The organism is Sphingomonas sp. P3_C6 (assembly GCF_056402595.1).
The window spans coordinates 217,443-237,959 of sequence record NZ_JBFUHB010000004.1 but is presented as its reverse complement, the minus strand read 5'-3'; the positions used below and the strand labels follow the sequence as shown (position 1 = coordinate 237,959).

Sequence of the window (20,517 nt, the reverse complement as noted above, 5' to 3'; positions counted from 1 at the left end):
TCATGCCGCGCGCGTTACAAGATCGGTGTCGCCAGCGGTGTCGCTTTTATACAATGGGAACAGAATTTCACCCAGAGCAGCACCCGCAATGGGCTTGCCGATCACCAGATCGACACCCGCCGCACGGAATTCGGCGCGCTGATCGTCGCTTGGCGCCTGCCAAAGCAGGGCGGAGAGGACCCCGCCCTCTGCCGCCGCCGACGTCAGGGCCGCCAGCGCGGCGGGCAGATCTTCATTTGCCTTGAGTGTCGCATCGTCGATCAGCAGCCGGGAAACGCCCCCTGCCCCGATCAGGCCGATCGCGTCGTCTACCGTTCCGGCGAACAATACAGTGCCGGCTCGCGCCTCGAGCACGGCGCGCAGCATGCTGCGCGAGATCGGATTGCGGTCGAGGATGATCAGCGCATGCGTCTCCGATGCCTCTTCCACGGATTCCGGCGCGGCCGCGCGGATCAGCGGAAGGGCGAGCGTGAAGATCGAGCCTTCCCCAGTCCGGCTGCATACCGTGACATCGCCATCCATCGCTCGCGCCAGGTTGCGGCAGATCGCCAGCCCAAGGCCGGTGCCGCCGAATTTGCGGGTGGTCCCCGCATCGACCTGACGGAAGGATTCGAAGATGAGCTCATGCTTGTCGTCCGGGATGCCGATGCCGGTGTCGCGTACCTCGATCTTGAGCAGCGGGTCCGGGCCACCCTCGTCTGAAAAGGCACGCAAGCGCACCGATCCCCTCGCGGTGAACTTCAGCGCGTTGGACAAGAGGTTGAAGGTGATCTGACGCAGCCGGGCTGCATCGCCCTCGATCCGCTCCGGGCAATCGTCCAGATCGAGCGTGAAGGCGACGCCCTTGCCCCGCGCCTGCTCCTCCCACATGCGCGACACTTCGTTCAGCGTGGCCTTCAGGTCGAACGCCTCGCGCTCGATCGTCATGTTGCCGGTTTCCATCTTGGCGACGTCCAGGATGTCGTCGACCAGCGCACGCATGCTGAGGCCCGCGCCGTGCACCACCTCGATGCGGTCGCGCGTCGGTTCGTCGAGCTTGCGGTCGGCCAGCATCACCTGGGTCATGCCGAGGATGCCGTTCAACGGCGTGCGGATCTCGTGACTGGTCGTCGCCAGGAATTCGGTCTTCGCGGCCAGCGCCTTGCCCAGCGCGCTGTTGGTCGCGGCAAGATCGATATTGGCGGCGCGCACTTCGTTGCGACTGCGCCGGATCGTAACGAGGCCGAAGCCGAGCAACGCGACGATGATCAGCGTCGCGACACCGGCACCGATGAAGATGAGTTGCTGGGTCTGGGTGCGGGAGCGCTCGAAATCGATATTGCGCTGCAACTCGTCCGCCCGGAGTTTCTCGATCTGGGCCTTCTGGTTGACGGAATCGAACCGTGCGGCCGCCAGCGCGGTATTGGTCGATGCCGCAAGAGTCGATGTCTGGTCGTCGAGCCGCTTCAGCGCCTCGAGGTGGATGAGGGCACGCTCCTGGTCGCCGATTTTCTTGAACAGTTCATAGGCGGTCTGATGCGCTTCACGGAACGACAGGGTCGTCTGAGTCAGATCCACGCCCCGAAAGCTGCGGTCGATCAGCGTTTCCGCCCGTATGAGTTGGCCGCGCTGCAGTGCCGCCTGCGCCGCCACACTGGCATCCTGCTCGGCCGAGGCCGACGCTCCGACGCGACTTGACACGCTCGCGCCCTCGGCAATGGCGCGATCGGCGGCATCGAGCTTCCCCATCGAAAGGTCGGCGCGGGCTATATTGCGGAGGACCAGGACTTCGAGCGCGGCGCTGTCCATCGACCGCGCCAGGACAAGTGCTTCGCGGAATTGCTTCTCGGCTTCGGCGAACCGACCGAGTTCCTTCAGGCATACACCCCGATTATTGGCATTGGTGAAAGCGAGGGAGGGATCGCCCTGATATACCTCGCCGGCCTGTTTGTAATAGGCCAGCGCGTTCTCATAGTCCTCGGCTTCCTGATACAGCAGCGCGATGCTCTGCAACGCCACGGCGCGGCTGCGCGTCGCGCCGATGGCCCGATAGATATTATGCGCCTGTTGATAGTCGCTCAATGCCGCCGCGACATTCGCGGTCATGGTGTGGAGTCCGCCGCGAGACAACAGCAGGTCGCCATTGAGTTTCGTCGGTACCCCTCCGGTCGAAACACCCTGCAAGGCCTTGTCGATCAACAACTTGGCGTGCTTTTCGTCGTTGAGCCGCAGATAGGCTTCGCCCTGGAGCCACTGCCCGGTCGCAATGCCGATCGTGCGTTGACGGCCGGTCAGACCCTGGGCCGCGCGTTCCGCCGCCTGAGCCTTGACGATCGTCTTGCCGGGGTCGATCAACATGGTCGCCTTGGCGTCGGCGACGATTGCGTCGAATCTGGCTCCGGCATCCCCGGTCCGCGACGCATCGGCCTGAGGCGCAGAAGTCTGTGCCTGCACTGGCGCACACACGGCAATAGCCGCAAGCGCCATCAGCGCTGCCCGAACGGCGCGAAGGTCGATCCCCATCATCGCGGTCCAGTGTGGACGGGACACGTTAAATACGCGCTAAAGAACGCGGCGATATTGCGCTCAGGCGCTTTTCCAGAAGCTCGCCGGGGGGCGGAACATCGCATGGCCGGGCTCTTCCGGGGTGCGCGCCTTGTCGTCGCGCAGGAACTGGCGGAACGCGTCGATCGAGACCGGGCGGCTGATGAGATAACCCTGCACCATATCGCAGCCCATCACGCTCAGCAGCGCCATCGCCGCCTGGGTCTCGACGCCCTCGGCGGTCACTTCCATCTCCAGCGCATGGGCAAGGTCGATGGTGGATCGCACGATCAGCGGATCGCGGTTGCTGCTAGTCAGCTGGAGCACGAACATCTTGTCGATCTTCAACTCCTTTGCCGGGAGCTGCTTCAGATAGGCAAGCGAGGACAGGCCTGCACCATAATCGTCGATCGCGATGGTGATGCCGACATCGGCAAACGCCTGGAGATTGAAGATGGCGCTCTGCGGATCGCGGATCACCGATGTCTCGGTGATCTCGAAGCCGATCTTCGCACCGCTCTCAATTACCTTGGCGCAGGCGAGCTTCACGAAGCGGACATCGGCGAGCAGCTGGCCCGAGATGTTGATGAAGATGGTCAGGTTGTTGCCGTCCTCGGCGAGCAGCCGCTGGTCGGAGATCACCTGGTCGAGCGTCCACAGGGTCAGCGCCGAAATCTCGCGCGCTTCCTCGGCAACGGTGATGAAGTCGCCCGGCAGGATCAGCCCGCGCGTCGGATGCTGCCAGCGTACCAGCGCTTCGGCGCTCGCAATCTCCTGGCGGCGGACATGAACCTTGGGCTGATACTGGAGGAACATCTCCCCGTTCTTGATCGCGCCGGGCAGTTCGCGGGTCAGCGTCAGCCGGTCGAAGGCCGGGGTGCCGGCGGAAAGATCCCGGATGACGGCATGCGCCTCGTTACGAGCCTGCTCCAGCGCGCTCTCGGCTTCTTCGGCCAGCCGAACATCTTCGGCATTGCCGATCGGTGCGGCAGCAGCGCCGAAATGCATCTCGAGCCGGTGCTGTTCGCCATCCAGATCGAGCGGCAGGTCGAAATCGGCGGTCAGGCAGCCGAGCGCTGCCGCGAGATCGGTCAGCGAATCGCCCTCGAAGGCGATCTCGACGATATTGCGGCCGACGACGGTGATACGGGCATCGGCCAGGCTCGCATCGATCCGGCCGCCGACGTCGGTCGGCAGGCGATCGGCGCGCGACCGGCCGAGATGGCGGCGCAGCGCCGCAAAATTCGAAATTTCGGCGAGGCAGAGGAATTGCCACGACTTCGGCAAGGGCGGCTGCGCATCGTCCGACATGCCGGTCTCCTCGCTTGAACGGTGACGCAGGCCCGCCGGCATCAGCAGCCGCGCACCACGACCTCCCAGCCCCCCTGCGGGGCGATATTTGCGTGAAGCGCGCGCCATCAATGGGAGCGTTAGCAGCACACCCCTGAAGGAACTCTTAAAACGCCCCATGCCGGGCCGAAATCGGCGGAAATCCGATTGCTTTATGCCTAATTTTCCGTTAATAAGTCCGTGCGCTCGCCTGAGTGCACAAGGGAGAAAGCAAGTGCTTAAGTTCATTATTGCGCTGATCTACGGCGAGGGCGTCCGTCCCTGGTAAACCAGTTCATCGACCCGATACCTGGCCGAAATAGCCTGTCTTTTTAGAAGGTTGGTTGGGGATCGGGTCGATACGACCGGCGCCTGGTTTCAAGCGCGAAAGCGGACTGGCCAGCCTGGCACTATCCGCAGTTACCGGCCTCGTCCCGATTCGGGACTCGCAGGAATCCGGTAACCAATAGCTCCAATTGGCTTTATCTCTGCCTGGACTGTGTTCCGGCGTTCCTGGCTATCCAAACCCCAGCCCGGCCTGATTCAGGCCGTCACCTGCTCACGCTTCGGCAGCTTCGCCTCGGTGCGTGGGGTCGGATTCGAAAATTCCATGCCGTCATCGACCGAACCGAAGCGCAACGAGACGACGTCCTTTGCGTAGTTCTGATGGAGCTTCCACGGCTTCTTGCTGCCCTGTTTCGGAAACCGTTCCATCGCCCGCGTGACATAGCCGGAACTGAAGCTCAGGAACGGCTCGGGCGTCAGTTCCTCGTCACCGATGCGCGGCGTCGCCTGGCGCAGCCCGCGCTTCTTCATCGTATTGAGCAGCCGGCAGACATAGGCGCAGGTCAGATCGGCCTTCAGCGTCCAGGACGCGTTGGTATAGCCGAAGGACGAGGCCAGGTTCGGCACGTCGCTGTACATCATGCCCTTGTAGTTGAAGGTCTTTGACAGATCGACGGGCGCGCCGTCGATGCTGAACGCGACATCGCTGAGCAATTGCAGCTCGAGCCCGGTCGCGGTGACGATCACATCGGCGGGCAGCTCCGCGCCCGAGGACAGCTTGATGCCGGTCGGCGTGAAGCGTTCGATCGTGTCGGTGACGACCGAGGCCTCCCCTTTCTTGAGCGAGGCGAACAGGTCGCCGTCGGGCACCAGGCACAGCCGCTGGTCCCAGGGGTTGTAGCGCGGGGTGAAATGGGTCGCGATGTCGTAATCCGGGCCGAGTTCGGTCCGGACCATCTCCAGCAGCCGCGCCTTGGTCTTTTCGGGCCGCTTGCGCGCGAGATTGTAGAAGAACATCTGGAACAGCACGTTGCGCCACCGCGTGATGTCATAGGCAAGCATCGCCGGCAGCTTGCGCCGCAGCCAGTTGGCGAAGCCGTCCTCGGCCGGGCGCGACACGACATAGGTCGGCGATCGCTGCAGCATCGTCACATGCGCCGCCTTTTCGGCCATCGACGGCACCAGCGTCACCGCGGTCGCGCCGCTGCCGATCACCACGACATTCTTGCCGCTATAATCGAGATCCTCTGGCCAGAATTGCGGATGCACGATGCGCCCGGCAAAGCTGTCCGCGTCCGGGAAATCCGGCGTGTGGCCGCGCGCGTAATTATAATAGCCGCTGCACATGAAAAGGAAATTGCAGGTGAAGGCGACCGGCCCGTCGGGCCCTTCGGCCTCGACCGTCCAGCGCGCATCGGGCGTCGACCATCCAGCCTGCTTCACATGGTGACGATAGCGGATATGCCGGTCGATCCCGGCATCATGGGCGGTGTCGCTGACATACTTCAGGATCGACGGCCCGTCTGCGATCGCCTTCGCCTCGGTCCAGGGACGGAATGAATAGCCGAGCGTGTACATATCGGAATCGGAACGGATGCCGGGATAACGGAACAGGTCCCAGGTCCCTCCCATCGCCTCCCTGCCTTCGAGGATGACGTAGCTGCGGTCTGGGCACAGCTTCTGCATATGATAGCCGGCGCCGATACCGGAAATTCCGGCTCCCACCACGACAACATCGAAATGCTCAAGGCCCATGTATCGCTCTCCCGCGATACCCGATATTCGATTTTCCGCACGGACGCAAAGATCAGTTTCGATCCGAAATGCTTTCCGCCAGGGAACCCGTCCCCGGCGGAGGCCGGGGACGATGGAACCTCTTAGTGCGTTTCCGCCTTTGCCCGCGCGCGATAGGCGTGCAGCAGCGGCTCGGTATAGCCGTTGGGCTGGGTAAGCCCCTCGAACACCAGCGCCCGGGCGGCCTGATAGGCGAGGCTCGTCGCCTCGTGTCCCGACATCGGCCGGTACAGCGGGTCGCCCGCATTCTGCACGTCCACCTTGGCTGCCATGCGCGCAAAGGCCGCATCGATGTCGGCCTCGGTCGCCACGCCGTGCAGCAGCCAGTTTGCCATGTGCTGCGAGGAAATGCGCAGCGTAGCGCGATCCTCCATCAGGCCGATGTCGTGGATATCCGGCACCTTGGAGCAGCCGACGCCCTGATCGATCCAGCGCACGACGTAACCAAGGATGCCCTGGGCATTGTTGTCGAGCTCGGCGCGCACCTCGTCCGGCGTCCAGTTACGGCCCTTGGCGGCGACCGGCACGGTCAGCAGGGGCGTCAGCGCCGGGATCGCCTCGCGCGCGATCTCCTCACGGCGCGCGAACACATCGACCTGGTGATAATGCATCGCGTGCAGCGTCGCCGCAGTCGGGCTCGGCACCCAGGCGGTGTTGGCACCCGATTTCGGATGACCGATCTTCTGCTCCATCATGTCGGCCATGCGATCCGGTGCGGCCCACATGCCCTTGCCGATCTGCGCCCTGCCAGAGAAACCATGCGCCAGCCCGATACGGACATTGCGGTCCTCATAGGCCTTGATCCAGTCGCTCGATTTCATCTCGGCCTTGGGGATCATCGGGCCCGCGCGCATCGCGGTGTGCATCTCGTCGCCGGTGCGGTCGAGGAAGCCGGTATTGATAAACACGATCCGGTCCTTCACCGCCTCGATACAGGCGGCAAGGTTCGACGAGGTCCGGCGCTCCTCATCCATCACCCCAACCTTGATGGTGTGGCGATCGAGCCCGAGCAGATCCTCGACCGAATCGAACAGGCGGTTGGTGAAGCCGACCTCTTCCGGGCCATGCATCTTGGGCTTCACGACGTAAAAGGACCCGGCCCGGCTGTTGCGATACTGGCCCTGCCCGCGCAGGTCGTAGAGCGCGATCGTACCGGTCATGATCGCGTCGAGGATACCCTCGGGCGCCTCGTTGCCGTCACCCAGCACCACCGCCGGCGTGGTCATCAGATGGCCGACATTGCGCACGAACAACAGGCTGCGGCCCGGCACCGTCAACGTGCCCTCTGTCGAATCATAGGTGCGATCGGCATTCAGCTTGCGCGTGATCGTCTTGCCGCCCTTGTCGAAGCTCTCGATCAGGTCGCCGCGCATCAGTCCGAGCCAGTTGGTATAGGCCGCGACCTTGTCCTCGGCATCGACCGCGGCGATCGAATCCTCGAGATCGACGATGGTGGTGAGCGCGGATTCGAGGATGACGTCGGCGATACCGCCCGGGTCCCGGCTCCCGATCACTGAGCTCCGGTCGATCAGGACCTCGATGTGCAGGCCGTTATGGCGCAGCAGCAGCGATTCGCCCTTCCGTCCGACCAGCTGCGACGGATCGGCCAGGTCGGGTGTGCCGCCACGCCAGTCCGACCAGCTTTCGTCGGCAAGCGGCACCGCCTGGTCGAGGAACGCCTTGGCGTAGTTGATCACCTGTGCGCCGCGCACCGGATCATAACCGCCGGGAACCGCCATGCCGGGCAACGCATCGGTGCCATAGAGCGCATCGTACAGGCTGCCCCAGCGGGCATTGGCCGCATTGAGGACGAAGCGGGCGTTGAGCACCGGCACGACCAGCTGCGGCCCGGCCATGGTCGCGATCTCGGGATCGACCTTCTCGGTACCGATGGTGAAGGGCGCGGGTTCGGGCACCAGATACCCTATGTCGCGCAGGAACGCCTCGTCGGCGGCCTCGCCCGCACTATAGCGGCTGTCGATCTGCTCCTGCAGCGCGTCGCGCCTGGCCAGAAGCGTGCGATTCTCGGGGGCGTATTGCGCGAAGATATCGGCCACCCCCCGCCACCAGCTGGCAGGATCGATGCCAAGCGACGGGAGCACCTGCTCCTCGACGAAGGACGCAAGCTGTGGGGCAACGGACAAACCGGCACGATCGAACATTTCGGGCATTGGGCCTCCTGGAGAAGTCACGACTGCCTGGGGAGTAGCGACCGCTTAGGACAGGCCGGGGCCGTGCATCAAGCCTGTTCGGGGTCGAGCGGCGCGGCCGATGCCTCGATCCGGTCGAGCATCACGCTGAACGCGGCGATTTCGTCCGGAGAAAAGCCGGCAAAGACCTGCGCTTCCAGCTCGAGCGCCTTGGGAGCGACGCTTTCATATAACGACTTGCCCGCCATGGTCAGCGACAACAGATGCGATCGCTGATCGTCCGGGTTTGGCCGCCGCTGCACCAGGCCGCGATCGACCAGCGCGATGGCCGCGCGGCTCACCGTCACCTTGTCCATCCGGGTCGCTGCCCCCAATGCCTGCTGAGTCAGGCCGTCGCTCTCCGCGATCACCGCGATCAGCCGCCATTCGGGAATGCGCAGCCCGAACAGGGACTGATAGGCAGTCGCGATCGCCGACGACACCCGGTTCGACGCGATCGACAGGCGATAAGGCAGGAACTGTTCAAGCTTCAGACTGGGCATTCGTCTTCGCTAGCGTCCCGCGGATGCTTCGTCACCCCGGTGTAATAGTTGACATCGAAATATGGACGGCCATATTATTTGCATGGCAAAGCTTTCCAACCGCGACAAAATCCTCTCGGCCGGCGTTCGGGTCGTGCATGAGCGCGGCTTTAACGGTGCCAGCGTGCGGGACATCGTCCAGGCGGCGGGCGTGCCGCAAGGGTCCTTCACCAACCATTTCGTATCGAAAGAGGCGTTTGGCCTCGAAGTACTGGATATGTATTTCCAGCAGGGCCTTGCCCTCATGGCCGGGACGCTGCGCAACGACGCGCTACCACCGCTCGCCCGATTCGAAGCGTTTCTCGACACGAATATCGCGCGCGCCTCGGGCGAGGAGGTCTGCAATGGCTGCATGATGGGCAATTTCGCCATCGAAACCAGCGGCAACGATACGATCCGACCCCATCTCGTCGAGAATTTCGAGGCGGTGGCCGACGCGATTGCCTATTGCCTCAAGGCCGCGGTGGCGGCGGGCGAGCTTCGCGCCGATCTCGATTGCGACGACATCGCCGCCTTCCTGGTTTCGGCGCTGCAGGGATCGAACCTGCTCGCCAAGGTAGAGCGCAGCGCCGAGCCGATGAAACGGCTCAAACGGATCGCCTTGGACATTCTGCTGCGCTGAACAGCCCGATATCATCGGATTTATAATCCTTCCCGATCAACCCTTTATAAAATATACTATGGACGGACATAGTGGCGCCCTTGCGCTAAATACGTACGTACATATTTGATGAGCCGCAGCGCATCTCGCCTGCCGGAATTCATCAGGGATCACCACAATGTCAGCACCCGTCGTCCTCGTTACCGGCGCCCTTAGCGGCATCGGCCGCGCCACCGCCGAAGCCTTTGCCCGCGAGGGCGCGAAGGTCGTCATCTCCGGCCGCAATGCCGAAACCGGCGAAGCCGTCGCCGCGGAGCTGCGTAATCTCGGCGGCGAAGCGCATTTCATCCGTGCCGACGTCCGCCACGATGATGATCTGCGCGCACTGGTCGACGGCACCGTCGCCAAATTCGGTCGTCTCGACATCGCGGTCAACAATGCCGGGACCGAAGGCCAGTCCGGCCCGATCACCGATCAGACGCCGGAAAGCTATGCGGCGATGTTCGACACCAACGTGCTCGGCGTGCTGCTCAGCATGAAGCACCAACTGCGGGTGCTCCAGGCCCAGGGCTCGGGCTCGATCATCAACATCTCGTCGGTGCTCGGCCAGGCTGCCTATGCCAATGCAGCGCTCTACACCGCCAGCAAGCATGCCGTCGAAGGCCTGACCAAGGCGGCTGCCCTCGAGGGCGCTCCGTTCGGCGTCCGCGTCAACGCCGTCGCGCCGGGCCCGATCGACACGCCGATGCTCGACCGCTTCACCGGTGGCGAAGAGGGCAAGGCCGGCCTCGCCTCGACCCTACCGTTGGGCCGCACCGGCGCGCCGGACGAGATCGCCCAGGCAGTGGTCTTCCTCGGTTCCGACAAGGCCTCGTTCATCACCGGCCATGTCGTCAACGTCGATGGCGGCAAGCGCGCCGCTCTCTGATAAAATACCGGGCGGTCCTTTGGGGCCGCCCTTTTTTTGCGAGGTATCGCCATGACCGACAAACCGATCCGCATCCCCGGCCCCGACCATCCCATCAGCATCGAGCCGAGCACCGTCCGCGTGAAGGTTACGGCGGACGACCAGATAATCGCCGACACAGCCAACGCCCTCGTCCTGCGCGAGGCCAATTATCCGGCCGTCCTCTACATCCCACGCGAGGATGCCAACCTGGCGCTACTCTCGCGCACCGACCATATGACCTATTGCCCGTACAAGGGCGACGCCTCCTATTTCTCGCTGCCTGCCGGCGTCGACAAGGCCGAGAATGCGATCTGGACCTATGAGGCGCCCTATGATGCGGTCGCGCAGATCAAAGACCATCTCGCTTTCTACACGGACCGCGTCACGATCGAGCAATTGCCAGCATCCTGATACCGCATGGGCGCGTTGAGGAGTGGACGAACGGGTGAGACGCCTCTACATAGTTTCATCTGTTACCACTTTGCTCTTCGGAGACTCATGATGACCGACACGAACGATAACCCCATGGGCCTGGACGGCTTCGAGTTCGTCGAGTTCACCGGGCCCGATCCCGATGCGCTGGCGGATCTGTTCGTGAAGATGGGCTTCACCCATGTCGGCACCCACCGTTCCAAGAATGTCCGCCGCTACGCCCAGGGCGACATCAACTTCCTGCTCAACATGGATGGCAACGGCCAGGTCGCGAATTTCCGCGACCAGCATGGCCCCTCGGCGAACGCGATGGCGTTCCGCGTTGCCGATGCCGCCAAGGCGCTGAAGCTCGCGGTCGAACGCGGCGCGGTCGCCGTCGAGGGCAAGGTCGGCCCGGCCGAGCTCAACATCCCGGCGATCGAAGGCATCGGCGGCGCGAACCTCTATCTGGTCGACCGCCGCGGGGCCGCGACGATCTACGACATCGACTTCGAGCCCGTAGAGGGGGCGTCGCCCGACCAGCATACAGTCGGCCTGCACACGCTCGACCACCTCACTCATAACCTGCAGCGCGGGCGGATGGATTATTGGGCGAATTATTACGAGAGCATCTTCAACTTCCGCCAGATCCGCTATTTCGACATCGAGGGTCAGGCCACAGGCCTCTTCTCCAAGGCGATGACCGCGCCCGACGACAAGATCCGCATCCCGCTCAACGAAAGCCAGGACGAGCATTCGCAGATCGAGGAGTTCATCAAGGACTATAAGGGCGAAGGCATCCAGCATCTCGCGCTGGCGACCGACGACATCTTCGCGACGGTCGATGCCCTGCGCGCCAACGGCATCCGTTTTCAGACCACGCCGCAGACCTATTTCGACCTGATCGACAAGCGCCTGCCCGGCCACAATCACGACGTCGAGGAGATGCGCAAGCGCGACATCCTGATCGACGGCGCGCCGGAAACCGGCGGCGGCCTGCTGCTGCAGATCTTCACAGAGAACATGGTGGGCCCGATCTTCTTCGAGATCATCCAGCGCAAGGGCAATGACGGCTTCGGCGAGGGCAACTTCAAGGCGCTGTTCGAGAGCATCGAGCTCGACCAGATCCGCAGGGGTGTCGTGCCCGGAGCGGTCGAGGCCTGACTTCCTTCTCCCCCTGTGGGAGTTTGACCATTTCCCGGGTAAATCATGCTCCCAGCATGATTTAGAAATATCCGGGGGATATTTCGGCCCGTAAAATGGGCAAACTGGTGGCCCGAAGGGCCGGATGAGGGGGAGTGAGGCTCGGAACGATCGAGTGTCCCCCTCACCCTCCCATCGCTTCGCGATGGGCCCCTCCCTCTCCCACAGGGGGAGAGGGTAAGAGGAGCGACCGCGTGTCCGACTACCAAACCGGCTTAGGCAACCACTTCGCAACCGAGGCAGTGCCCGGCGCCCTGCCCATTGGCCGCAATTCCCCGCAAAAGCCCCCCTTCGGCCTCTACACAGAACAACTCAGCGGCAGCGCGTTCACTTCCCCGCGCCCCGAAAACCGCCGCTCCTGGCTCTACCGCCTGCGTCCCTCCGCCGCCCACCCCGCCTTCACCCGCTACACCGGCGCAAAGCGTTTCGCCCCCGGCATCAGCCAGCAGCCCCTCGCGCCCAATCGCCTGCGCTGGGGGCCACTCGATCTGGAGGATGATGCCGACTGGCTCGACAGCCTGACGACGATGATCGTCGCCGGCGACGGCCCGAAGAGCCAGGCCGGCGTCGCCATGCACATCTACCGCGCCTCGAAGGACATGGTCGATCGCGCCTTCGTCTCGGCGGACGGCGAACTGCTGATCCTGCCGGAGATGGGCGCCCTCACCCTCTATACCGAGCTCGGCCGGATCGACGTGAAGCCCGGTGAGATCGCCCTGATCCCGCGCGGCGTGCGCTTCCGCGTCGTGCTGCCCGAGGGCAAGGCGCGCGGCTATGTCGCCGAGAATCACGGGGTGCCCTTCCGCCTCCCCGATCTCGGCCCGATCGGCGCGAACGGCCTCGCCAACCCACGCGATTTCGAGACGCCGGTCGCCTGGTTCGAGGACCGCGAGGGCGATGTCGAGCTGGTGCAGAAGTTCCTCGGCAACCTGTGGACGACCAATCTCGGCCGGTCGCCGATGGATGTCGTCGCCTGGCACGGCAATTACGCGCCGTGGAAATATGATCTCGCGCGCTTCAACACGATCGGCACGGTCAGCTTCGACCATCCCGATCCCTCGATCTTCACCGTGCTCACCTCGCCCAGCGACGTGCCGGGCACCGCCAACGTCGATTTCGTGATCTTCCCCCCGCGCTGGATGGTGGCGGAAAATACCTTTCGCCCACCCTGGTTCCACCGCAACGTGATGAGCGAATGCATGGGCCTGATCTCGGGCGCCTATGACGCCAAGGCCGACGGCTTCAATCCAGGGGCGCTCTCGCTGCACAACCAGATGAGCGGCCACGGCCCCGACGTCGCAAGCTGGAAGGGCGCGAGCGAGGCCGAGCTGAAGCCGCACAAGATCGATGGCACCATGGCCTTCATGATCGAGAGCCGCTGGGTCTTCCACCCGACCGACTATGCGCTGGAAACCGGCGCGCTCGACGAGGATTATGATCAGGTATGGACGGGATTTCCGAAGGCGGAATTGCCGGGATAGGCGCGCCTGGCAATGAGCCGGAATCCGGTGTCTCGTCTTTGACGCCCAGTCGAGACGACAGGCTACCGCAGACGTGACCTGTACCGCGCAGGCGAACGTAAGCGCAGGCTGCGCCAATCAGCGTCGCGCTTGGGATCAGCCAGTCACTCGGTTTTGAATCTCGCGGCTGGCCACCTAGGTTGGTCGGATGCAAACCTCATCTTCCTCCGCTGCGCGGCTGGCGCCACCCCCCAGGCTCGTGCCGGGGAACAGCGTCTTGCTCGATTTCGACGGAACGCTGGTCGATATCGTCGATCGGCCCGATCTGGTGACGGTCGATGCCGCACTGATTGAGCTGCTTCGGCGGCTGGCGGGAACCTTTTCCGGCCGAATCGCCTTAGTCAGTGGACGATCGGTCGAGCAGCTCCACGCCTTTCTGGGGCACGCGCTGGACGGCATCGCGATCGTCGGGAGCCATGGGGCCGAAATCCATGCCGGCACGCGGCGACTATCCGCGAGCCGTGCTCAGGCGTTGATTGCCGCGGAGCATATCATCCGCGCAGCGTTCGCCGACCGGGAGGGGATTGTCGTGGAGGTCAAATCGCTCGGCGTCGCGGTGCACTATCGCCTCGCGCCCGAGGTCGGGCCGGCCGCACATGCTCTGGCCGGTCGCATCGCGGCCGAAAATGGCCTGGCATTGCAGGAAGGAAAAATGATGATCGAACTTCGCGGCGCTGGCCATGACAAGGGCACGGGGATCACCGCGCTGATGGAACAGCCGCCCTTTGCCGGGACGAGTCCGGTCTTTGCGGGCGACGACGTTACCGACGAGGCAGGCTTTGCCGCGGTCGCGGCGCTTGGCGGCATGGGCGTGCTTGTCGGCCCGCCACGCGCCACGATCGCGGGCTATCGGCTCGACGATGTCGCTGCGGTGCGTGCATGGCTGGAGACGGCGGCGTGACGGCAACGCTGGACCTTTGGCCGATCGGCAATTGCCAGGTATCAGCGCTTGTCGATCGCGCGGGACGTTTCGTCTGGGGCTGTACGCCGCGGGTCGATGGCGACCCCGCCTTCTGCTCGCTGCTCGATGACGCCCCGCCAGCGGGTGCCGACGCCTATGGATTCTGGGAGATCGACCTGGACGGCGTCGTGGAGACGACTCAATCCTATCTCCGCAACACCCCGGTGCTCGTCACGCGGCATGCCGATGCCCAGGGCAATGCGATCGAGGTCATCGATTTTTGTCCGCGGTTCAAACGGGCCGGCAGGATGTATCGTCCGGTCGCATTTGCCAGGATCGTCCGACCAGTCTCGGGCAGCCCGCGCATCCGCATCAGGCTGCGCCCGGCGCGGCAATGGGGCGCATCGCGCGCGCCCATCACCCGCGGATCGAACCACATACGCTATCTGGTCGAGGACAGCGTACTGCGCCTTTCGACCACCGCGGCGGTCGGCTGGATCGAGGACGAACGGCTGTTTCGCGTCGAGCGGTCGCTCTATTTCTTCCTTGGCCCCGACGAGAGCTTTTCGCAGGAGATCGGCGGCGCGCTGGAATCGATGCTCGACCACACGATCGACGAATGGCGGCACTGGGTGCGCGGCCTGGCGACGCCCTATGAATGGCAGGAAGCGGTGATCCGGTCCGCGATCACCCTCAAGCTGTGCCAGCATGAGGAAACCGGCGCGATCGTCGCGGCGCTGACGACATCCATCCCCGAACATGCCGGGTCGCAGCGCAACTGGGACTATCGCTATTGCTGGGTGCGCGACGCCTATTACACGGTCCAGGCGCTGAACCGGCTTGGGGCGCTCGACGTGCTCGAGGGGTATCTCGAATATCTGCGCAACATCGTCGACAACGCGGCCAGCGGGCATATCCAGCCGCTCTATGGCGTCGGCGGGGAGGCTACGCTGATCGAGCGCGAGGCAACGGCGCTCAGCGGGTATCGCGGCATGGGGCCGGTGCGGGTCGGTAACCAGGCCTATGAGCAGATCCAGCACGACGCTTATGGCCAGATCATCCTTTCCAACGCACAGGCATTCTTCGATCACCGACTGTTGCGGATCGGCGGCGTCGAGGATTTCAAGGCGCTCGAACCCGTGGGCGAAAGGGCGTGGGAGAAATATGACCAGCCCGACGCAGGTTTGTGGGAATTGCGGACCAAGAGCCATGTCCACACCTATTCCGCCGCGATGTGCTGGGCGGCGTGCGACCGGCTGGCCAATGCCGCCGGGGTGCTTGGGCTGGCGGATCGCCAGGCCTTTTGGCGCGACCGGGCAACCGAGATGCGCCGACGGATCGAGCAGGCGTCCTGGCGGCCGGACAGCGCGCGATTGTCGGCCACCTTTGCCGGGGACGATCTGGATGCGAGCCTGCTCCAGCTGCTTGACCTGCGCTTCCTCGCCCCCGACGATCCGCGCTTCCTTGGCACGCTCGACGCGGTCGAGGGCGGGTTGCGGCGCGGATCGCACATGCTGCGCTACGCGACCGAAGACGATTTCGGCCTGCCGCACACCGCGTTCAACGTCTGTACCTTCTGGCTGATCGAAGCCCTGCATTTCACCGGCCGCGACGCTGATGCTCGCGCACTGTTCGAGGAGATGCTGTCGCGCCGCACGCCTGCGGGGCTGTTGTCCGAAGATATCGATCCGGTGACCGGCGAGCTCTGGGGCAATTACCCCCAGACCTATTCGCTCGTCGGGATGGTCAATTGCGCCGTCCTGCTGAGCAAACCCTGGAGCTCGATCCGATGAGCCGGCTGATCGTGATCTCCAATCGGGTATCGGCGCCGACCGCCGATCAGCCCGGCGCACAGGGCGGACTGGCCGTCGCGCTGACCGCCGCGCTGCGCGAGGCTCACGGAATCTGGTTCGGCTGGTCGGGCGGGACGGGGGAAACGGGCGAACTCAAATTCGAGACCTATGACGGCGTCACCTCGGCGACGATCGATCTGCCCGAACAGGATGTCGAGGAATATTATGACGGCTATGCCAACCGGACCTTGTGGCCCCTGTTTCACTATCGGCTCGGCCTGACCGAGTTCGAGCGCGATTTCCAGGGCGGCTATGAGCGCGTGAACCGCGTGTTCGGCGACGTTATCGGGCCGCATCTCCTGCCGGACGATCTGATCTGGGTGCATGATTATCACCTGATCCCGCTCGGATGGGTGTTGCGCCAGCGCGGGCTGACCAACCGGCTCGGCTTTTTCCTGCACATCCCCTGGCCGCCGACCCGGCTGCTGACCGCCCTTCCCGAACATCGCCGGCTGGTCGAGGCGCTGTTCGCCTATGACGTGATCGGATTCCAGTCCGACGAATGGCTCGAGACCTTCCATGATTATGTCATCAACCAGATGGGCGGGTCGATCGGCGAGAATGGGGAAATCACGGTCGGCGGGCGGACGATCCGGGCGATCGCGTGCCCGATCGGAATTGATGCGAAGGAATTCGTCGCCGGTGCGAATAGTGCGCAGGCGCGGGCGACCCATGCCCGGATGATCGAAAGCTCGGCCGGGCGCAGCATGATCGTCGGCGTCGACCGGCTCGATTATTCGAAGGGGCTGGAAGAACGGTTCAACGGCTATCAGCGGTATCTCGAAACGCATACCGACGCGCATTCCAACGTCTATCTGCTGCAGATCGCGCCGCCCTCACGGGCGTCGGTACAAAGCTATCAGGATATCCGGGCGCAGCTCGATGCGCTGTCCGGCCGGATCAATGGCGCCTTTGCCGATATCGACTGGGTCCCACTGCGCTACGTCAACCAGGGCTTCCCGCGCAACGTGCTTGCTGGCGTGTATCGCGCGGCCCGGATCGGTCTCGTCACGCCGCTGCGCGATGGGATGAACCTGGTCGCGAAGGAGTATGTCGCGGCGCAGGACCCCGACGATCCCGGCGTGCTGATCCTGTCGCGGTTCGCCGGCGCCGCCGCGCAGCTCGACAATGCCCTGCTGGTCAATCCGTACAGCCCCGACGACATCGCGGAGGCGATCGAGCGCGCGTTGGCGATGCCGCGCGAGGAGCGGATCGCGCGGTGGCGGCCGATGTTCGAGAATGTCCGCAACGAGGACGTCATCTGGTGGCGCAAGCGCTTTACCGATGCGCTGGCGGCGCTGCCGGTCGTCGCCTGACCCGCGAAAGCTTTCGGGCCTCGAACGTCAGCGATCGGCCCAAGCCCGATTCAAGCCCCCGTCCCTTCGTGCTGGAATCTCCCGAACACCCGGGCCTGCCGATCCACGGCCGGCCGGCAAGTATCCGATTCAAGCCGAAAGAACAGCGCGATGAAAAACCGATACCTCTCGCGAAATTCGGCGAGTAAAAATACAATATCGCTGCAATATGCCACATCGTCGGAAACTCGAATGCCGCAGTCCCGAGCATCCCACAATCCGCGACTCACAATAATTCTCAGACAACCCTCAAGAACCACCCGATTTCGCCATACTCGCAGGTGCCTCGCATAAATCGACGATTATTTGATGAAATCGAGCGTTGTCGTGCAGGCTCCAACATCTGTTCATCTGCGATACTGCGTCACGGCTCCAACCGCCGAAAGCATTACTGCCGCACCGGCTGGCCCACCCAGGCGGGTGCATCCCCGATCACCGGCAAAGCGCTTGGATCGAACAACGCCACCCGCTCGACTACCGATCGATTCAACGGCGTCATCAGGCATGCGAGGGCGTGAGCATCATCCCGCCCCGCTCTTTCCCATGACCGATCCATTACCGCATCACGGGCGGCGTGCCGGCGTAGCGACAGGAGAAGGCGAGGCTTAGTAGGACCGCCCCACCAGAACGCGTTCCACCGCCGGTTCGCCGGTGAACAGGCACGCGCCATCGGCCGCGGCCGCGTCCATCGCAGCATTGCGAATGGTCAGCTTCAGCCCCTTCAGCCGCTCCACGACCTTGCCGAGCGCGGCGCCGGTCGGCTTCGACCATTGCACTTCGACCCAGCCGGGGTTCTTCACGCCCTCGGCAAAAGCCCGCTCCAGCCCCGCGAAATCGGTGACGTCGCGCGCAATGTTCGCCTCGAGCCGCTCACGCGCCTGGCGATGAAGCTGCCCCTGGATGACCTCCAGCAGCCCGGCCGCCTCGACCAGGAAATCGTCCTGGGCCACCACAGCGCTGTCGAGCTTGCCGTCCTCGCGGTAAAGCCGGTCGCGCCGGATCACCGAGACGTTTCCGCCGGCCACATCGCGCCCACCGACCTCGATGATGATCGGCGCGCCCTTCTTCACCCAGCCCCAGCGCTTCGTCGCCGCCTTGGCGGGCTTGAGGTCGAGCAGCGCCCGCACCGGCTCGCCGAACGCCCACTGCTGGGCCAGCCCGGCCTGCAATGCCTTGCAATAATCGACGATCGCCGCGTCTTCCGGCTGGTCGCGCAGCATCGGCACGATCACGATCTGCCACGGTGCGATGCGGGGCGGCACGCGCAGCCCGTCATCGTCGCCATGGACCATGATGACGCCGCCGATCATGCGCGTCGACACGCCCCAGCTCGTGGTATTGGCCAGTTCGAGCTCGCCTGCGGCATTCTGGAAGCGGATATTCTGCGCGCTCGCGAAATTGGTGCCGAGGAAATGGCTGGTGCCCGCCTGGAGCGCCTTGCCGTCCTGCATCATCGCCTCGATCGAATAGGTCGCGACGGCGCCGGGGAAGCGCTCATTCTCCGGCTTCTCGCCCGCGACCACCGGCAGCGCGAGGCAGTCCTCGGCGAAGCTGCGATAGACTTCGAGCATCTTCAGCGTCTCTTCGCGCGCCTCCTCGGCGGAGGCGTGGGCAGTATGCCCTTCCTGCCACAGGAACTCGCTGGTGCGCAGGAACATGCGCGTGCGCATCTCCCAGCGCACGACGTTCGCCCATTGGTTGATCAGCACCGGCAGGTCGCGCCACGACTGGACCCAGCGCGCAAAGGCAGTGCCGATCACCGTCTCCGATGTCGGCCGCACGACCAGCGGCTCTTCCAGCTTTGCGGTCGGATCGGGCATCAGCCCGCCCTTGCCGTCGCTCACCAGCCGGTGATGCGTGACGACCGCCATCTCCTTGGCGAAGCCTTCGACATGCTCCGCTTCCTTCTCGAAATAGGAAAGCGGGATGAACAGCGGGAAATAGCAATTCTCATGGCCGGTCGCCTTGATCCGGTCGTCGAGCAGGCGCTGGATCCGCTCCCAGATGCCATAGCCCCATGGCCGGATGACCATGCAGCCGCGCACGCCGGATTCCTCGGCGAGATCGGCTTCCGCAATGACGGACTGGTACCAGGCCGAGAAATCGGCCTCGCGGGTGACGGGGAGTGCATGCTTGATCATGCGAGGCCGGATAGCCCGAAAGACCCGCTGGTCAAAGAGGGCTTTCGAGCGCGCTTGCGAGTCTACGGCTCGGATGGTCTATTGCCGACCGGGGGGGGACCGACATGTCCTATTTCGGCCGTGAGAACGGCTACAGGGGCGGTGCCACGATCGGCATCACCGCAATCGTATTGGTCTTCGGCGCGCGCTACGCTTTCAAGATGCTCCTGCCGGTGTTCGGCATGGGGCCGGCCCCGGCTTTGCCGGAAATCCACCAGTCCCTAATCTCGGATCCGACATCGGGCGCCCTGTTCCGGACGATCGACGCCACATTCCCGGCCGACCTCAAGCGGCTGGAAAGCGATATCGAGAACCGCCTCAAACATAATCAGGGCCCGAAAGAAATATCGGTCGCGACCCAGGCCTTCCTCAATGACTTGCGCAAGCGCCATCTCGCGGACCTTGCCCAGGCCCCGCATGACAATCTGACTGAGCTGCTCGCCGCCGAGATCGACCTTATCAACAATTTACGCGAGGAATCCCCGCCGCTCTGCGCGAAATTCGGCGGGTCGAATCTCTCTTTGGCGGAGATGCCCGACGGAAGGCCGCGCGAGCTGATGACCAGCTTCGTCGTCGCCCAATGGCGCGCTATGGCGGCTGGCCGCGACACCCCCGCAAAAAGGGCAAGGGGCCCACTCGCGACCGCCGACCGGGAAGCAGTGGCGAAGGCGTTGCGTCGCGACGGCATGTCCCAACTCGAGTTCGAAGCCTTTGCGCGCAACCAGATCAGTGATGCCAGCGTCGATATTGGGTGCGGCGTCACCCATCATCTGATCCGGGCGATCAGTTCCCTTCCCGGTGAACAGCGCGATCGGGTTTTCGCGACCATGATGGCTGGGGAAACGAGCTGATGCTTGCCGCGGGGGCGCCGTCGGCCTAGCG

Annotated in this window: 15 protein-coding genes; 9 read left to right on the top strand and 6 right to left on the bottom strand. The window is 64.0% G+C overall.

Going from position 1 to position 20,517, the window contains the following annotated elements:
• The 5 genes from AC1DT7_RS07460 to AC1DT7_RS07440 all read right to left on the bottom strand — a co-directional run bounded on the left by AC1DT7_RS07460 (position 1) and on the right by AC1DT7_RS07440 (position 8,623).
• Complete coding sequence (locus AC1DT7_RS07460; RefSeq protein ID WP_478035297.1) at positions 1–2,502, bottom strand: ATP-binding protein; 2,502 nt, start codon at positions 2,500–2,502, stop codon at positions 1–3.
• Between the two features lie 63 nt (positions 2,503–2,565).
• Positions 2,566–3,942 carry an EAL domain-containing protein gene (locus AC1DT7_RS07455; protein ID WP_478035296.1) on the bottom strand — a complete coding sequence of 459 codons (1,377 nt, stop codon included), beginning with the start codon at positions 3,940–3,942 and terminating at the stop codon, positions 2,566–2,568.
• A gap of 453 nt (positions 3,943–4,395) precedes the next feature.
• Positions 4,396–5,892 (bottom strand): flavin-containing monooxygenase, encoded by a 1,497-nt coding sequence (locus AC1DT7_RS07450; protein ID WP_478035295.1) that lies wholly within the window; start codon positions 5,890–5,892, stop codon positions 4,396–4,398.
• Between the two features lie 122 nt (positions 5,893–6,014).
• Positions 6,015–8,102 (bottom strand): malate synthase G, encoded by a 2,088-nt coding sequence (locus AC1DT7_RS07445; protein WP_478035294.1) that lies wholly within the window; start codon positions 8,100–8,102, stop codon positions 6,015–6,017.
• 68 nt (positions 8,103–8,170) lie between these two features.
• Positions 8,171–8,623 carry a MarR family winged helix-turn-helix transcriptional regulator gene (locus AC1DT7_RS07440; protein ID WP_478035293.1) on the bottom strand — a complete coding sequence of 151 codons (453 nt, stop codon included), beginning with the start codon at positions 8,621–8,623 and terminating at the stop codon, positions 8,171–8,173.
• Positions 8,624–8,705: 82 nt separating this feature from the next.
• Between AC1DT7_RS07440 and AC1DT7_RS07435 the strand changes: the two genes are divergently transcribed.
• From AC1DT7_RS07435 to AC1DT7_RS07400, 8 genes are all read left to right on the top strand, one after another.
• Complete coding sequence (locus tag AC1DT7_RS07435) at positions 8,706–9,284, top strand: TetR/AcrR family transcriptional regulator (RefSeq protein ID WP_478035292.1); 579 nt, start codon at positions 8,706–8,708, stop codon at positions 9,282–9,284.
• 157 nt (positions 9,285–9,441) lie between these two features.
• Positions 9,442–10,191, top strand: a complete 750-nt coding sequence (locus tag AC1DT7_RS07430) for an SDR family NAD(P)-dependent oxidoreductase (protein ID WP_478035291.1) — start codon at positions 9,442–9,444, stop codon at positions 10,189–10,191.
• A 51-nt stretch (positions 10,192–10,242) separates the two neighbouring features.
• A complete protein-coding gene (locus AC1DT7_RS07425; protein WP_478035290.1) occupies positions 10,243–10,623 on the top strand; it encodes a DUF427 domain-containing protein in 381 nt (126 codons plus the stop codon).
• A gap of 90 nt (positions 10,624–10,713) precedes the next feature.
• A complete protein-coding gene (gene hppD / locus AC1DT7_RS07420) occupies positions 10,714–11,787 on the top strand; it encodes a 4-hydroxyphenylpyruvate dioxygenase (protein ID WP_478035289.1) in 1,074 nt (357 codons plus the stop codon).
• A 233-nt stretch (positions 11,788–12,020) separates the two neighbouring features.
• Complete coding sequence (hmgA, locus tag AC1DT7_RS07415; protein ID WP_478035288.1) at positions 12,021–13,307, top strand: homogentisate 1,2-dioxygenase; 1,287 nt, start codon at positions 12,021–12,023, stop codon at positions 13,305–13,307.
• Positions 13,308–13,563: 256 nt separating this feature from the next.
• A complete protein-coding gene (gene otsB, locus AC1DT7_RS07410; protein ID WP_478035287.1) occupies positions 13,564–14,247 on the top strand; it encodes a trehalose-phosphatase in 684 nt (227 codons plus the stop codon).
• Positions 14,244–16,040: a glycoside hydrolase family 15 protein gene (locus AC1DT7_RS07405; RefSeq protein WP_478035285.1), complete on the top strand. Its 1,797-nt coding sequence runs from the start codon at positions 14,244–14,246 to the stop codon at positions 16,038–16,040. Before otsB ends, AC1DT7_RS07405 begins: the two co-directional genes overlap by 4 nt.
• Positions 16,037–17,416, top strand: a complete 1,380-nt coding sequence (locus AC1DT7_RS07400; protein ID WP_478035284.1) for an alpha,alpha-trehalose-phosphate synthase (UDP-forming) — start codon at positions 16,037–16,039, stop codon at positions 17,414–17,416. Before AC1DT7_RS07405 ends, AC1DT7_RS07400 begins: the two co-directional genes overlap by 4 nt.
• 644 nt (positions 17,417–18,060) lie before the next feature.
• On the opposite strand, the gene AC1DT7_RS07395 is transcribed toward AC1DT7_RS07400, so the two are convergent.
• Entirely contained in the window at positions 18,061–19,596 is a 1,536-nt protein-coding gene (locus AC1DT7_RS07395) for an aminoacyl--tRNA ligase-related protein (protein WP_478035282.1), read from the bottom strand.
• Positions 19,597–19,700: 104 nt separating this feature from the next.
• Between AC1DT7_RS07395 and AC1DT7_RS07390 the strand changes: the two genes are divergently transcribed.
• Positions 19,701–20,486, top strand: coding sequence for a hypothetical protein (locus AC1DT7_RS07390; RefSeq protein ID WP_478035281.1), 786 nt, complete (start codon positions 19,701–19,703; stop codon positions 20,484–20,486).
• The last annotated feature ends 31 nt before the right edge of the window (positions 20,487–20,517 follow it).